We start from the raw sequence: 15,541 nt of genomic DNA on the forward strand, positions 1-15,541 counted from the left end.
ATTACCTCGACTACGGAAGACGGGAAGCCGGCAGCCCGCCCTGACGACGGGCTGCGCAGCGAGGCGGGCCAATGACTCAGCCAGCCGCTTCGGCTGCACGGGCCAGCCGCTCGGCGGCCTGCTCGGCGGTCATCTCCGCGGAGTTGAAGTAGTTGGTGATGATATCGAAGAAGGCCCCCTGCACATCGCTGTTCATGGCCATGCGGTGCGCCATGCTCGGCACCAGGGTGTCGCCGTCGCGGGCGTGCTCGAAGTCTTCCAGCGACTGCTGGGCGCAGCTGTCGAATTCACCCATGTCGAGGTCGGGGCGAGCCGGGATCGACCCCTTGACCTTGTTGAACGCCTCCTGGAACTCGGGTTCGAGCACCAGACGGGCCAGTGTCTGCTGGGCCTCCTGGGCCTCCGGCTCGGTGACCCGGAACATGGCGAAACTATCGATGTTGAAGATGAAGTCCGATTCGGTGCCCGGCACGGGCGAGCAGACGTAGTCCTCTCCCGCCTCCAGGCCGGCGGCGATGAATTCCCCCTTGGCCCAGTCGCCCATCAGCTGCATGGCGGCATCGCCGTTGATGACCATGGACGTGGCGAGGTTCCAGTCACGCCCCGGCATGCCCTCGTCCATCAGGCCACGCAGGCGCTTGAAGGTCTCGAGCGCCTCGATCATGGTGTCGCTCTCGAGCGTCTCGACATCGAGGTCGACGAAGGCCTTGCGATAGAAGTCGCTGCCTCCCAGGCTCAACACCAGGCTTTCGAAAACGGTCGCATCCTGCCAGGGCTGTCCACCGTGAGCGAGCGGAACGTAGCCGGCTTCACGCAGTTGCTCCCCGATTTCGAACATTTCGTCCCAACTGGTGGGAAGCTCGACCCCCGCCTCTTCGAGCACCTCGGGATTGGCCCACAGCCAGTTGACCCGGTGCACATTGACCGGTACCGCGACGTAGTTCCCTTCGTAGCGCATCATGTCGGCGACAACGTCGGGCAGCAGCTCGTCCCAGTCGCCTTGCTCCGCGACTTCGTCGAGGTTGCCGAGCAGCCCCAACTCCCCCCACTCCTGGATTTCCGGCCCATTGATCTGCGCCGCCGACGGCGGGTTGCCTGACATGGCGCGCGACTTGAGTACCGTCATGGCGCTGTCCCCGGCACCACCGGCCACCGCGAAATCCTCCCAGGTGTGCCCTTCCGCCTCGACGAGGTCCTTCAGCACCCCGACGGCCTGGGCTTCGCCGCCCGAGGTCCACCAGTGCAGCACTTCCACTTCGCCGGCCTGGGTCTGGGCGCTGGACATGGCGGCGGCCACGGTCAGGCCGAGCAGCGTCTTGCGGAACAAGGGGAATGGCGTGAGTGTGCGCATCAGGTGTGTCTCCAGTGTTGTTAGAATGTCCGCGGCCGGAAAGAGAGACGGCCAGAGACTACGCTAGCCCATCCGGGGCCAGCGCGGGGTTACCTAGTAATGGATAGTGTTGCGCGCTCATTACAGGCTTGAAACATTGCGCAGGGTATGGATGACGTCGTAGCAGGCCCCCATGGTGTGGTAGTCGACCTTGCCCGCCGGACTCTTCTCGTCGGAGTAGCGGCGGTTGTCGGGCGTCAGGATGCGGTACCAGGCGCCATGGCGGTGATCGATCATGTGCGCCCAGCAGAACTCCCACAGCCCCTCGTACCACTGCCAGTATCGTGACTCACCGGTGCGCTGGCCGAGCATTGCCGCACAGGCCAGGCTCTCGGCCTGGACCCAGAAGTACTTGTCCGCGTCGAAGATAGCCCCTTCCAGATCCAGGCCATACACCAGCCCGCCGTGCTCGGGGTGCCAACCGGCCTCCACGGCGGTCAGGAACAGCCGGCTGGCAGTGGGCAGCAGCCAATCCTCCGGTGCGCGACGCTCAAGCAGCATCAGAAGCTTGGCCCACTCGGTCTGGTGGCCGACCTGGTAGCCCCAGGGCCGGAACAGGTGGGATGGGTTGTCACGGTGATAATCCAGATCGCGCCGCCACTGCCGATCGTAGTGTTCCCAGATCCACCCCCCCTGCTCCGGCTTGCGCTCGCTTGCCGCGTCATGCTGCGCTGACGCCAGGCAGAAGGCGCGGGCCAGCTGCAGCGCACGCTTGAGGAAAGCTCGGTCGCCTGTGGCATCGTAAGCGGCGATCAGCGCTTCGCAGCTATGCATGTTGGCGTTCTGGCCACGGTAGTTAGACACCTGCCAGTGGCGGTCCGCCTCATCGGCATAGCGCTGCCATTGCGCTTCCCAGAAACGGCTCGTCTGGATTTCGTGTACACGATAGAGGCCTTGTCGTGCCTCGGGGATGCCGGCCTTGAGTGCCGTTGCATAGGCCAGCAGCACGAAGGCCAGGCCATAGCAGTGGTTGGTGTCGTCCTCGACCTGTCCGTCGTCAAGGGTCCAGGCGTAGCCTTGATAGTCGGGTTGGAAATGGAAGCGCTCCAGGAATTCCAGGCCGTGCCGCGCCCCATCCAGATACTCCGGGCATCCGAAATGCTCGGCATAACGGGCATAGGTGAAGACGTAGCGAGCGCTGGAAACCAAGTGACGATGACGGCGATCGTAGATCTCGCCATCGTCGCGCAAGTAATGAAAGAAACCACCTTGGGAATCGATGGCCCGGGGATGATAGAACGCCATGGTCTTGCGGACATGAGCTTCGAGAAAGGCGATATCGTAGAAGTCCACGTTCGTATCCTTGAGAGCGATGAAACCCCTAACCTAACCCATCGCCCCGACCGCGCCATGTTTCCTAGTGCTGCAAAGTATTGCTTGCGTCCCGGCGGGGCACTGTCAGGGTGACGAGCAGACCGCCTTCGGGGTGGTTGGCAAGCGCAATCTCGCCCCCTAGCGCGCGAGCGATATGCCGTGCAATCCCCAGCCCCAGGCCACTGCCCCCGGTGTTGCGGCTGCGCGAAGGCTCGAGACGCACGAAGGGTGCGAACACGCGCTCGCGCTGCGCCTCGGGAATGCCCGGCCCATGGTCACGGATGAAGATCGAGAGCTGTTGCCAAGAATCGTCCAGCGTCACCTCGGCACGCCTACCGTAGAAGACTGCGTTTTCCACCAGGTTCGCCAGGCAGCGCTTGAACGCCAGGGGCTTCAACGGCAGCGGCTCGGCCTGCCCCGAAACGGTCACCTCTCCACCCTGCAGGGCCAGTTCACCTGCCAGCTCCTCCAGCACCACCCGCGGATCGACCTCCTCCACCGCCTCATGCAGGTCGAAGCCCTTGACCGAGGCCAACGCGCCTTTCACCAGCAGGTCGAGTTCATCGAGCGAGGCGCAGAAGCGCTCGCGCTGCCGGGGATCGTCGAGCATCTCGGCGCGCAAGCGCATGCGGGTAATGGGTGTCTTGAGATCATGGGAGATAGCCGAAAAGAGTCTTTCACGCTCATCCACCTGCTCGCAGATGCGTTCCTGCATGCGGTTGAACGCCACCGCGGTGGCTGCCACCTCGCGCGGCCCTGTCTCGCGCAGCGGCGGCGCATCGAGGTCGTCGCCCAGCTGTCGTGCTGCCCTCGCCAGCCGGGCGAGCGGTCGGGTGACGCTGCGGATGCCGAGCAGCGACAGGCCAATCACGGTGAGCAGCACCATCAAGCCGGCCAGCAGACGCTCGCCCGAAATCCAGCGATTCTCGTTGAACAGGTCCGTTACCGGCAGCAGGGTCGCCACGTAGAGCCAGGTCTCGGGGCCAAGTTCCATCTGCACTACCAGAATCGGCGGCGACAGCGGCTCCATCAGCAGGCTGTGCTGCCCCCAGCGCGGCGGCAGGTCGTGCAGCAGCACCTCGTTGTTGTACATACGCAGGGTCTCGGGGCGCGAGAACTCCACCAGCACGTCATCGATGCCCAACTCGCGGGTCAGGATCTCGCGAAAATTGTCGACCACCAGCGCCTTCTCGGGCCCCGAGCCGATGTCCTCCACCGCTATGCGGCGCTCGTTGACGCTGACGAAGAAGCGCGTGCCGCCCATGTTACGCAGCTGGTCGAGTACGATATGGCGATATTCATACGGCAGCGAGCGGAAGAAGCGCATGGTCGAGGTTACGCTGTAGGCCACGTTGCGTGACAGCTCGTCGAGCTGCTCGAGCTGGCTGGAGCGCACCTGGGAGGTCCAGATGGCATAGCTTGCAAGCTGGGCCGAGAGTACGCCGACGATCATGATCAGCACGAAACGCCCACGCAGGGTACGCGGCAGAAAGCGCACCAGTCGGCGTTGCAAACGCTTGAGACGTCCTTCGTTCACGTTAGCGCTTCGACCCGGGCGGTGAAGACGTAGCCCGCGCCGCGCACGGTGCGGATCAGTTGATGGTAATGGGTGTCCTCGCCCAGGCGCTGGCGCAGCCGGCAGACATGCACGTCGATGGAGCGATCCAGCGGCGGCGCCGGGCGGCCACGGGTCAATTCATACAGTGCCTCGCGCGTGAGGACCCGCTCGGGATGCTCGAGGAAGACCTGGAGCAGCTGGAAATCAGCCCCCGAGAGAGGGCTTCGCTCGTCCTTCTCGTCGATCAGTTCGCGGGTCATGCGGTCCAGCCGCCAGGCACCGAAGGCAACCAACCGCGCCCGGGCCGGGTCGGTTGCCGCCCCGCCACGGACCCGGCGCAGTACCGCCTTGATGCGCGCCAGCAGTTCGCGCGGATTGAACGGCTTGCCCAGGTAGTCATCGGCACCGAGTTCCAGCCCCAGGATACGATCGGTCTCGTCGGCGCTGGCGGTGAGCATGATGATCGGCACCTGGCTGTCGCGTCGAATGTCACGGCAGATGGTAAAGCCATCGTCGCCGGGCAGCATGATGTCGACGATGAGCAGGTCGGGGGTTTCGCTCGTCAGCAGCCGATGCAATGCCTCGGCGTCCTCGGCAGCCAGGGCGCGATAGCCGTGGCGGCCCAGGTAATCGACCAGCAGTTCACGGATCTCGGGGTCGTCGTCGACCACGATCAGGGTGGCGGGCGTTGTCGTCATCGTCGTCCGATGGTAGGGGCATCGCCTGGGCGATGCCGGGAGTCGTTGTCGTTATTCGGCCTTGATGATGGGCAAGCGGGTACGACGCGACAAGGGGGGCTAGACCAACGTCGAAGCGCCCTAGAGGGAGAAACGCTCCTGCAGGAGGCGCGCCACGGCGGTTTCGGCATGGTGACCGATGCGGCGCGCCACGGGTACCCGTTCGACCAGCTTCGGGTGCGCATTCGCCATGACGTGCGCTTCGCCGGCGAGGGCGAGCATTTCGGTGTCGTTGAGGTTGTCGCCGAACGCCAGGCAGCGTTCGCTGTCGATCCCGAGCGCGGAGAGTAGCCCCTCAAGTGCCGTGCCCTTGTTGACGCCACCGCCCATGATCTCGAGTGAGTTGACGGTGGAATAGGTGACATGCAAGCGCTCGCCGTGGCGCACGCGAATCGCCGCCTCGAGCCCCGCCAACCGCTCGGGTTCGCCGATGTAGAGCACCTTGCCGACACCCTCCCCATCGAGGCTCGCCGGCTCGACCACGCGATAGCCGAAGCCGGTATGGGCGTGATAGGCCAGCAGCCGCGGCTCGGGGGCGTCGATCAGCCATTCGTCCTCGAGATAGAGGTTGAGGCGTACGCTGTCGTGACGCTCCAGCGCGATCAGCTCGCGAGCCTGCTCGACCGCGAGATGGCGCGACGCCAGCAGCTCGCCTTCCGGACCGTGCAGGTAGGCACCGTTGGTGCTGATCACATGGATCGGCACCCCCAGACGCTCGCGGAACGCCAGCATGTCGCGATAGTGGCGTCCCGAGGCGAAGGCCAGGTGATGTCCCCGTTCGGCCAACCGCCGCAGGGTCTCGATGGTCTCGGGGTGCAGATCGTGATTGGCATCCAGCAGGGTGCCGTCGAGGTCGGAGACGATCAGGTGAGGTGTCATGGGCGTCCATTGCATCGAGTACCCCGTAGAGGCTAACGCAGCCCAGGAAGATTGCCCAGTCGAAGGGCATGGCTCGCACACTACAGGCCACCCTGGCCAAGCCTATGATTTCCCGTCGGCGGAAGTGGCAACGTTTGGCGCCGGCTTCGGGAATCCGTATAGTGGCCCTCCTACCCCGCCACACGTTCGTGACCATGCTGCAGAACAACCCGCTGCTCGCCCAGCTCAAGCAACAGATTCGTGACGTCACCCCCCGCGCCGAGGGTGTGATCAAGGCCACTGACAAAGGCTTCGGTTTTCTCGAGACCGACGATGGCCAGTCCTATTTCATCCCGCCGCCTGCCATGAAGCAGGTGCTTCACGGCGATCGCGTACAGGCCGTGATTCACGAAAATGGCGACAAGACTTCCGTCGAGCCCGACACCCTGCTGGAAGCCGGCCTCGACCGCTTCATCGCCCGGGTGCAGAAGCGCGAGGGACGCCTGGCGGTGGTGCCCGACCATCCCTCGATCAAGAACGCGCTCAAGGCACGGATCAAGAACAGCCTCGACGAGGCGAGCATTGGCGACGCCGATTGGGTCGTGGCCCGGTTGGTACGCCACCCGCTCAAGCCCGAGGATCGTGCCTTCTTCACCCAGATCGACGAATTGGTGGCCAAGGCCGATGACCCCGCCGTGCCGTGGCGTGTGACCCTGGCCCGCCACGCCCTGGAGCAAGCCAGCCCCGTGGCCGGGAGCGACTGGCCGCTGCGCGACGAAGGACTCGAGCGCGAGGACCTCACCGACGAGCCCTTCTTCACCATCGACAGCGAGAAGACCCGCGACATGGACGATGCGCTGCGCATCGCACCACGCGAAGACGGCGGCTGGCGATTGACGGTGGCCATCGCCGACCCTACGGCCTACGTCGAGGAGGGGCATGCCGCCGACCTCGAGGCGCGCACACGTGCCTTCACCGTCTACCTGCCGGGCCAGAACGTCACCATGCTCCCCGAGCAGCTCGCCGATGATCTCTGCTCGCTGCGCGAGGGTGAGGAGCGCCCGGTGCTGGCCTGCACCCTGGAAGTCGAGCCCGACGGCAGCCTGGGCGACTATCGCTTCTTCGCCGCCACCGTCCGTTCGCAGGCCAAGCTGGCCTACGATCGGGTTTCCAACTGGCTGGAAGGCCAGGGCGAGTGGACACCGGCGGAGGCGATCGGCGAACAGCTGCGTGCCCTGCGCGAAATGACCGAGGCACGCGCTGCCTGGCGCGCCGAGCATGCGCTGGTGTTCAAGGATCGTCCCGATTACGTCTTCGATCTCGACCCGGCAGGCAATGTGCTGGATATCCGCATCGAGCAGCGACGCATCGCCAATCGCATGATTGAGGAGTCGATGATCGCCGCCAATGCCTGCTGTGCTCATCTGCTCGCCGAACATGTCGGTCACGGCATCTTCAACGTGCACCGCGCCTTCGACCCGGAAAAGGCCGAGGCCGCCCACGAGTTCCTTACCGCCCAGCAGGTGGAAGTCGAGCTCGAGGCCCTTTCCGAGCTGCCCCGCTACAAGGAGCTCAAGCGCGCGCTGGAGAGCCGCGACGATGCCTGGCTCGATGCCCGGCTTCGCCGATTCCAGGGTTTCACCAGCATGTCTGCCCGCCCCGGCCCGCACTTTGGCCTGGGCCTGGCCGCCTATGCCACCTGGACCTCGCCGATTCGCAAGTATGGGGACATGGTCAATCACCGCCTGATCAAGCGCGTGCTCAAGGGCGAGCAGGCCCCGGCCGAAGCGACCCAGGCGCTGACCGAGCAGCTCACCGAGAGGCGCCGGCTCAATCGCATGGCCGAGCGCGACGTCAAGGACTGGCTCTACGTTCGCTACCTGACGCCGGCGGCCAAGGCGCAGGAAGCCTTCGAGGCGGAGATCTTCGGCATCAGCCGCGGTGGTATTCGCGTGCGCCTCACCGCCAACGGTGCCACGGCGTTCGTCCCGGCCCCGATGCTGCACAGCGACCGCGACAAGGTCGCCATCGACGACAAAGAAGGCCGCATCCAGATCGAGGGCGAAGAGCGCTACAAGCTGGGTGACGTGATTCGCGTCGAACTGGTCGAGGCGCGCGAGGAGACCCGCTCACTGGTGGCACGGCCGGCGGTGTGAAAGCCTCGCCGATGGTAACCAAGAACGCCTCGACCCTGGTCGAGGCGTTTTTTTTCAGTTGCCCCCCTGATGGCGCTCCTCAGGCCGTGCCCGGGCCTGACTCATCCGGGTTCTTGGCATGCGACAGGAAGAATCGCAGCATCTCACTGGCCGCATCGGGTCCCTTGGGATCCGTATGGGAGCCGCATGCATCGCCACCTGACCAGGCGTGGCCGGCGCCATGGATCATCCACTGCTCGAGGCGGGGCTGCCCCTTCGCATCGTGATGGCGGGTCCGCGTATAGGCGTAGCCATTGGGAACCTGCCCCCGCTCCACCGTGACCCCGGCCCTGCCCTCGCCTTCGTTCCTCCTCTTGCCGGCCGCACGCCAGGCGGCGTATTGAGCGGCGACGCGATCCGCGTTGCTGGGGTGCACCGTCGTGTCGCGGTCACCGTGGAACACCACGGCGGGTACGCGCGACAACGCCATGGACGCTCGTGCCGATGTGCCGGCGGCCAGCGGACCGGTGCCTCCGTTCATCAACCCCAGCGCATCGGGCAGACTCTGGGCCACGCCGTGAGGCAGCCCGGAGTGAACGCCAACCGCGGCATAAAGGTCCGGATAGGTCATGGCCAGCGTCGTCGCCATGGCGCCACCCGCCGACAGCCCAGCGACATATACCCGGTGCGCATCGAGCCCGTAGGTGTCGATGACCTGGCGGGTCATGCCGGCAATGATGGCCGGCTCGCCTCCCTGGCGCTGCTGGTCTTCAGCCTTGAACCAGTTCCAGCATTTCGAACTGTTGGCGGTCATCGGCTGGGCCGGATAGAGCACGCAGAACAGTTGCTCTTCGGCGAGCCGATTCATGCGGGTCCCGGCAGCAAAGTCGTCGGGATTCTGCGTGCAGCCATGCAGCATGACCACCAGCGGCAGGGCCTGGCCGTGATAGCCGCTGGGTAGATACAGCTTGTAATCCCGCGTGCCGGCACGATCGGTATAAGCCCCCCCGCTGAACGCACCAGGCTCGGCTGACTCATCGACGCCTCGCGCCTGCTCGGGCTGCGCCATGACCTCACGCCACTGGCGCCACTTGTCACGCCAGGCCGAAGAGAGCCCGTTGTTACCGCTCGGAATCGTCCCGGTGGTCGCCTGTCGGCCAGGGCCAAACGTCGAGTGCGACGCCGCTCCCGCTGATGATTTACCGGTCCGCTGAGAATTCTGCTCAGCAGAGGCTGGCCTCGACGCCGATGCCTTCTCGTCGACGTCGACCACCTGCCAGCTCCCCTCAAAGGTGTTCCCCTCGTCGGTGTTGCCCACGGATTCGGCCTCACCCTGCCCTTCCTCGCCCCTCGCCCCGTGCTTATCATATTTCCCAGGCATGGCGCCCTGGAGGATGGCCATGGCCTCATGCAATTTCCCCGCGCGAGTAAGCCGCGTCGCTTCTTCCATTCGGCGCGTCATGGTGGCGTCGATCATCGTCAATGTCCCTATTAGATGTTTCAGTGGATCCGATCCGCCAGGGCGGCCTTGACCGCTGCGCTGGCATGCAGGGCCCCCAGCACGACTACCGATTCGATGGTGGCGCGGGCAAGCTCCGGCGAAACGTCGTCGGCAATGCTGGCCATCCCCAGAACCTGGATCTGCAATGTCTCTCCCGCCGACTGCAGAGCCTCGAGATCCGCGCGGCTGTAATGCTCGAGCCCCAGCACGAAAGACTTTCGTGTCACGGTTTCCCTCACCACCTCGGCATGGGACGCCAGCTGGTTGCGGATGGCCGTGCGGATCAAGTCGGTGCGATTGGAATAGAACCCCTCCTGGACCAGCAGGTCGATCTGTCCCAGGTCGACGACCCCCAGGTTGATGGTGATCTTTTCACTTGAGTCGCCGGATTTGCGGCGCAGTTCATGCACGCTCATGGGTTATGCCTCGTTGCCGGGTAGGTATGTCGCCACTGGCGCTTCTCGCCATCCTAAGACCATCTGTATACCATCCACATGGATGGTATAGGCCAGCCAATGGCGCGTCAACGGCATAAACGAAAACGACCCGCCAATTGGCGGGCCGTCAAGAGGTGCTTTTCATCGGTGGCTGGTGTATGGCTCGCTTATTCGCGCATGGCCCGGGCCAGCACATCGGCGATCGGCTTGATCAGGTAGCTGGCGAAGGTGCGCTCACCGGTATGGATCATGACCTCGGCCGGCATTCCCGCGAGCAGGCGCATCTCGGCCGTCATCTCCTCGCGCCCCGCTTCGGTGACCCGCACCCGTGTGCGGTAGTAGTCGCGTCCGGTGCTCTCGTCCTCGAAGCTATCCGCCGAGACGTGGAGCACCTCACCGGCCACGGCGTGGGTGACGCCTTGGTTGAAGGCGCTGAAGCGGACCTCCGCCGACTGCCCCACATACAGGCTTTCGACATCGCTGACCGGTACGCGCGCCTCGACCACGAAGCCTTCATCACTGGGGACGATATCCAGGATCGGATCGCCGGCACCGATCACGGCCCCTAGCGTGTGCAGCTGCAGGCCCACCACGGTTCCCGCCACTGGCGCCGTTATCGTGGTGCGCCGCACTTCGTCCGATAGCGCCGTGATCCGTTCTTCGGCATCGGTAATCCGTTCCTGTACCTCGCGCAGCCGCTCGCCGGCCTCGGCCTGGAACTCCTGCTTATGAATCTGCTTTTGCAATTCATTCTCGCTGATTTGTGCGGCTATGCGCGCGATGACGGATCGCTGCTGGGCGCTCTCCCCCTCGAGCTCGAGAATCTCACGCTCCAGCTCGCGCAGGCGCTGGCGGTCGCCCAGGCCGCGCTCGAACAGGCTGCGCAGGTCGCTTGCCTCCTCGCGCAGCGAGGCGACCTGCTGGCGGTTGTACTCGACAAGCGCCTGCAACCCATCGCGCTGCTCCTCGTACTGGCGAGTCTGCTGATCGAGCGTTTCCAGCGTACTGTGCAGTGACTGCCGACGAGAGAAGAACAGGCCATGCTGCACCGCCAGCACCTCGCTGACGCGCTGAGAGTCGCTCTCCAGCAGCTCATCGGGAAACGCCAGGGTTGCCTCCTCGGCCAGTTCGGCGGTCAGGCGCACTTCGCTGGCCCGATTGATCAAATACTGCGTTCTCGCCAGCTGGAGCTGCGACGCGGCACGGGTGTTGTCGAGCACCACCAGCACATCGCCCGCTTCGACATGATCGCCGTCGCTCACGCGAATTTCCCTGACGATGCCGCCTTCATAGTGCTGCACCGTCTTCTTGAACGAAGCCACGGAGACCTTTCCCGGGGCCACGACGGCGATCGCCAGGTTGGCGGCCAAGGCCCAGCCCCCGAAGCCGCCGAAGGCGACAAGCAGGATGAACAGGCCCAGGCGGCGGTAGCGACGCCCGTCGACGGGCAGGGCCGTGTTGCCCTGTAGCGTGCCTTGTCGTTTCATCGTGCACCGTACCCTGACGTATGCCCCTCGTGAGCCTGTCGCGGTCGCGACGGCTTGCCGGACGTCGCCTGGCGACGCCCGGGTGCTGCGATACGGGCCAGTACCTCTTCGCGAGGCCCCATCAGGCGCAGCCGTCCGTCACCCAGCACCATCAGCTTGTCGACCTCGGCCAGAACGCTGCGCCGGTGGCTGATGACGAACAATGTCGTCCCTTCCGCCCTGAGCTGGCGTAGCGCCTCGGCCAGCGCCCGTTCGCCGGCATCGTCGAGGTTGGCATTGGGTTCGTCGAGCACGACGAGGACGGGCTGCCCGTAAAGCGCACGCGCCAGGCCGATGCGCTGCCGCTGCCCCCGTGAAAGCGAGCCCTCGGCGGCGCCGATGCGAGTCTCGTACCCTTCGGGCAGGCGCAGGATCATCTCGTGCACCCCCGCCTTCCTTGCGGCGGCGACGACCTGCGCGTCGTCGATCTCACCGAAGCGCGAGATGTTCTCGCTGATCGTGCCATCGAAAAGCTCGATATCCTGCGGCAGGTACCCCACGTGGGGCCCCAGCTCGTCCCGGTTCCAGTGTTTCAAGTCGGCGCCATCGAGCCGGACCGTCCCCGACTCGGGCTCCCAGATGCCCAACAGGGACCTTGCCAGCGTGGTCTTCCCCGCCGCACTCGGACCGATGATGCCGACGTGTTCTCCCCGCGCGACACGAAAGTCGAGGTCACGCAGAGCCGGTTTCGCGGCCCCCGGCGGCACCAGCGTCAGGGACTCGACCGACACATCCCCCCGAGGCTCGGGAAGCGAAAGGCGACGCGTGTCCTGCGGCACCTCACGAAACAGCGCATCGAGCCGATGGTAGGCATCCCGGCATCCGACGAAGCTCCTCCAGCTGCCGATCATCTGGTCGATCGGCGCCAGCGCCCGCCCCAGGATGATCGAAGCGGCGATCATCATGCCGGGCGTAATACTCGCCTCCAGCACCAGCAGCGCTCCCAGCCCGAGAATCAGCGACTGCGCCAGGATACGCAGCCCCTTGGACAGGTTGCTCAACCCGCTGCTTCGATCGCTGGCCTGGGACTGCTTGAGCAATGCCTTGACGTGGCGGGCTTCCCAGCGCTGCATAATCGCCGGCAGCATGCCCATGGCATGCAGGACCTCGGCATTGCGCAAGTTGCTCCCCACCTGAGCCTGTGCCTGGATGTGCTCACGCCCCGCTTCGGCCAGCAGCCGCTTGGAAGCCTTCTCGTTGGCAACCGCCAGGCCCATCAGGATCAGCCCGGCGGCGGTGGCGAAGACCCCGAACCACACGTTGAACACGAACAGGATGGCCAGATACAGAGGGACCCAAGGCGCATCGAAGAAGGCAAACAGGCCGTTGCCCGAAATGAACTGGCGTAGCGTCTTCAGATCGTCGAGCGGTTGGCTGCTGCCATCGCCCGGTGACGCCAGCCCTCGGGCGAACATCGCACGATACAGGCGCCCGCTCAGCAGCGTATCGAGATGGTTGCCTACCCGCACCAGCAATCGGGAGCGCACCAGCTCCAATCCCACCATGACCGTCAGCAGGAAAATGGCCACCAGCGTCAGCATGAGCAGGGTCTCCTTGCTGCCACTGGCGATGACCCGATCATAGACCTGCAGCATGTACAACGCCGGCGTCAACATCAGCAGGTTGATGAACAGGCTGAAGCCAGCCACCCATAGCACGGCGGGCCGGCAAAGGCGCATCGCCTGCTGTAAATCGCTTTGGGGTCTTGAAGACATAGTGCTCACTGAATTGAACTGGCGGGACAATGCAGGCCCGATCGCCGTTTGGTTACGGCACACTAACAAACCGTTCCCTGGCAAGCGGCAAACTTATTTACCTTTTTGTTAACTACCGTAGTTATACGTGAACTTCGCGCCGACTCAACCGCGAGCCATGAACCAGAAACTCCTTGTCCTTTCAATTAAATACCAACATCGGAAAGCACCATGCCCCGATTAAATGTAAAAACCTACTCCACTTACATTCGAATATAGTCCATGCCCTCTTGCCACTCGCCCCAGCCTCGCTAGCATGCGCAGCGAACCGCTCGCCTGCCCAGACAGGCCGACGAACTCATGGCCCCGCAAGCCTGTCGCCTCGTGCCGGGGCCCGACATGACCCATCAGGAGGAACCTGCATGCCCACCATCGATGTCGCACGCGGAACATCGGCCCGAGCGCTTCAGGAGCTGATCGATACCGCCCCGAGCGATTCGATTCTGCGATTGGAATCGGGCAACTACCGATTCGACCAGGCCCTAAGCCTTCACCGCTCCGACCTGGCCCTCAAGGGTGCGGGTGCCGATGCCACCACATTGACCTTCACCGACAAGGCGCTCGACAACAGCGGTGACGTCGTCATCAGCATCGAGGGCGACACACGGGGAGAAACCCAGGGGACCCTCGCCGCCAACCTTGGCGAAGGCGAACGGCAATTGCAGCTGGGTGCAGAACACGACCTCAAGCGTGGCGATACGGTACGTATCTGGGAGGACAATGATACGGCTTTTCTCGATGCGATCGGCGACACCTCCTGGCGCAAGCAGGCGCACGCCGAACTGCGCACCAGTATGGCGAAGGTCGAGACCGTGAACGGCACCACCGTAACGCTCGACCGAGGTGCGCATTTCGAGTTCACGCAGGGGCAGGCCCGGGTGGAACGGCTCGTTCCTGCCGATGACGTCTCTCTCGAAGGGTTTACCGTCGATTTTGAACTGGGCACCCCCGACCCCTCGGATTTCTCCAATACCCGCAGCGGTCTGACGGATTTCCAGGCCATTCGCCTGGATGGCACCAGCGATGCTCGCCTGGAAGACATCGTGGTCGAGAACGGCCCATCCACGGCTTTCCATTTCGCTCGTTCACTGGATGTGAAAGCCGATTCCCTGCGTGCCGAGGGCGCCTTCAACAAGGGCGGCGGCGGTAACGGCTACGGCTACGAACTGAAGGAGAGCTATGACGGCAGCTTCGCTCATCTCGAGGACAGCGGAATGCGCCACGGCGTTCTATTCGCCTCGTGGCGCTCCTCAGTAGGCAACGAGATCTCGGTCGACTTCACGGATCGCGACATCAATTTCCATGGCGGGCGCGACCATGACAACCTCGTCAGCGTGGCGCAGGCCATCCGCGACAGCGAGGCCGACAAACTCCCCCCACCCTCTGGATCAATGGCGGTGGCGAGAGCTTCGGCGCCATCACCGATGCGGGTGCCAACGAGGTCCGCTTCGACTACGTGCAGGGTTCACGCCGGGACGACGTTCTACACGGCAGTGACGACGGCGTCTATCTGAATGGGGGACGGGGGCACGACACGCTGATCGGCGGAGCCGGCCACGACATTCTGGAGGGGGGGCCAGGCGACGACTGGTACGACGGCGACGACCGACTGGTCGGAGGAGAAGGCCTCGACACGGTACGCTACTCTCGCCCTGTCGAGGCCTACCAGATCGAATTCGATGACGACCGCGTCACGATCCATAGCGATAAGGGGGCAACCGATACGCTGGAAGACGTCGAGTTGGTCAGTTTCGCAGATGGCACCGTGCTGCACACGGCATCCCGCGGTACCTTCCAGGCCACGGCGCTGGACACTCCCGAAGCCGGGGAAATACTCGACGGCAATGCCATTCCCAGCGGCTTGCTGGACGGGGGCGCCGAGCTGCTGGTAGCCGGCGGCACCAAGCGACGCTGGGACGATGGCTATGTCGCCGAGATCTTCGTCGAGAACCTGACCGACGATCACCTCGAGTCGCCCGAGCTGCGCCTGGACACCGACGACACCATCGATGCCCTGTGGAATGGAGAGCTGAGCCGCGACGGCGATGCCTACCGCATCCGCGACGACGATGCTCTCGCCCCCGGCGAGACATGGCGCTTTGCCTATCGCGCCTATGGCGACGAACCTGCCCCCGACGCCGTCACTGGCGCAGATGGGGTGGACGTCGCGCTGCTCGGCATGCACGACGGCAGCGAACTTGGACTGCTGGGCTGATCGTGGCGGACAACGTTCATGAAAAAGGGCGCCCCTCTCTGAACTGCACCCCGAAAGTTGGACACCCAATCCAACCTTCGGGGTGTTTCTATGAGGAAGCGATACGACGAGAGGTT

The 15,541-nt window shown here is 64.4% G+C and carries 12 protein-coding genes; 3 read left to right on the plus strand and 9 right to left on the minus strand.

Annotated elements, in window-relative coordinates:
* Positions 1-76: 76 nt before the first annotated feature.
* The 5 genes from ACOJCM_RS03390 to ACOJCM_RS03410 form a co-directional block, all read right to left on the minus strand.
* Positions 77-1,351 (minus strand): ABC transporter substrate-binding protein, encoded by a 1,275-nt coding sequence (locus ACOJCM_RS03390; protein WP_445210658.1) that lies wholly within the window; start codon positions 1,349-1,351, stop codon positions 77-79.
* Positions 1,352-1,471: 120 nt separating this feature from the next.
* Complete coding sequence (locus ACOJCM_RS03395; protein ID WP_445210659.1) at positions 1,472-2,683, minus strand: AGE family epimerase/isomerase; 1,212 nt, start codon at positions 2,681-2,683, stop codon at positions 1,472-1,474.
* Between the two features lie 64 nt (positions 2,684-2,747).
* Entirely contained in the window at positions 2,748-4,157 is a 1,410-nt protein-coding gene (locus ACOJCM_RS03400) for an ATP-binding protein (protein WP_445210667.1), read from the minus strand.
* Between the two features lie 80 nt (positions 4,158-4,237).
* Positions 4,238-4,960, minus strand: a complete 723-nt coding sequence (locus ACOJCM_RS03405; RefSeq protein ID WP_445210660.1) for a response regulator — start codon at positions 4,958-4,960, stop codon at positions 4,238-4,240.
* Positions 4,961-5,080: 120 nt separating this feature from the next.
* Positions 5,081-5,878 (minus strand): Cof-type HAD-IIB family hydrolase, encoded by a 798-nt coding sequence (locus ACOJCM_RS03410; protein ID WP_445210668.1) that lies wholly within the window; start codon positions 5,876-5,878, stop codon positions 5,081-5,083.
* A gap of 194 nt (positions 5,879-6,072) precedes the next feature.
* On the opposite strand from ACOJCM_RS03410, the gene ACOJCM_RS03415 reads away from it, so the two are divergent.
* Positions 6,073-8,013 carry an exoribonuclease II gene (locus tag ACOJCM_RS03415; protein WP_445210669.1) on the plus strand — a complete coding sequence of 647 codons (1,941 nt, stop codon included), beginning with the start codon at positions 6,073-6,075 and terminating at the stop codon, positions 8,011-8,013.
* A gap of 79 nt (positions 8,014-8,092) precedes the next feature.
* On the opposite strand, the gene ACOJCM_RS03420 is transcribed toward ACOJCM_RS03415, so the two are convergent.
* The 4 genes from ACOJCM_RS03420 to ACOJCM_RS03435 all read right to left on the minus strand — a co-directional run bounded on the left by ACOJCM_RS03420 (position 8,093) and on the right by ACOJCM_RS03435 (position 13,171).
* Positions 8,093-9,469 (minus strand): extracellular catalytic domain type 1 short-chain-length polyhydroxyalkanoate depolymerase, encoded by a 1,377-nt coding sequence (locus ACOJCM_RS03420; protein WP_445210661.1) that lies wholly within the window; start codon positions 9,467-9,469, stop codon positions 8,093-8,095.
* Between the two features lie 23 nt (positions 9,470-9,492).
* Positions 9,493-9,909: a CopG family transcriptional regulator gene (locus ACOJCM_RS03425; protein WP_445210662.1), complete on the minus strand. Its 417-nt coding sequence runs from the start codon at positions 9,907-9,909 to the stop codon at positions 9,493-9,495.
* Between the two features lie 188 nt (positions 9,910-10,097).
* On the minus strand, positions 10,098-11,417 hold the full coding sequence (locus ACOJCM_RS03430; protein ID WP_445210663.1) for an HlyD family type I secretion periplasmic adaptor subunit: 1,320 nt from the start codon (positions 11,415-11,417) through the stop codon (positions 10,098-10,100).
* Positions 11,414-13,171 (minus strand): type I secretion system permease/ATPase, encoded by a 1,758-nt coding sequence (locus tag ACOJCM_RS03435; RefSeq protein WP_445210664.1) that lies wholly within the window; start codon positions 13,169-13,171, stop codon positions 11,414-11,416. Before ACOJCM_RS03435 ends, ACOJCM_RS03430 begins: the two co-directional genes overlap by 4 nt.
* A 401-nt stretch (positions 13,172-13,572) precedes the next feature.
* Here ACOJCM_RS03435 and ACOJCM_RS03440 point away from each other — a divergent pair, with 401 nt between their 5' ends.
* Together ACOJCM_RS03440 and ACOJCM_RS03445 are read left to right on the plus strand one after the other, a co-directional pair.
* Complete coding sequence (locus tag ACOJCM_RS03440) at positions 13,573-14,724, plus strand: hypothetical protein (protein WP_445210665.1); 1,152 nt, start codon at positions 13,573-13,575, stop codon at positions 14,722-14,724.
* Positions 14,667-15,425 (plus strand): hypothetical protein, encoded by a 759-nt coding sequence (locus tag ACOJCM_RS03445; RefSeq protein ID WP_445210666.1) that lies wholly within the window; start codon positions 14,667-14,669, stop codon positions 15,423-15,425. Before ACOJCM_RS03440 ends, ACOJCM_RS03445 begins: the two co-directional genes overlap by 58 nt.
* Positions 15,426-15,541: the final 116 nt, after the last annotated feature.

The organism is Billgrantia hypersalina, from assembly GCF_052584175.1.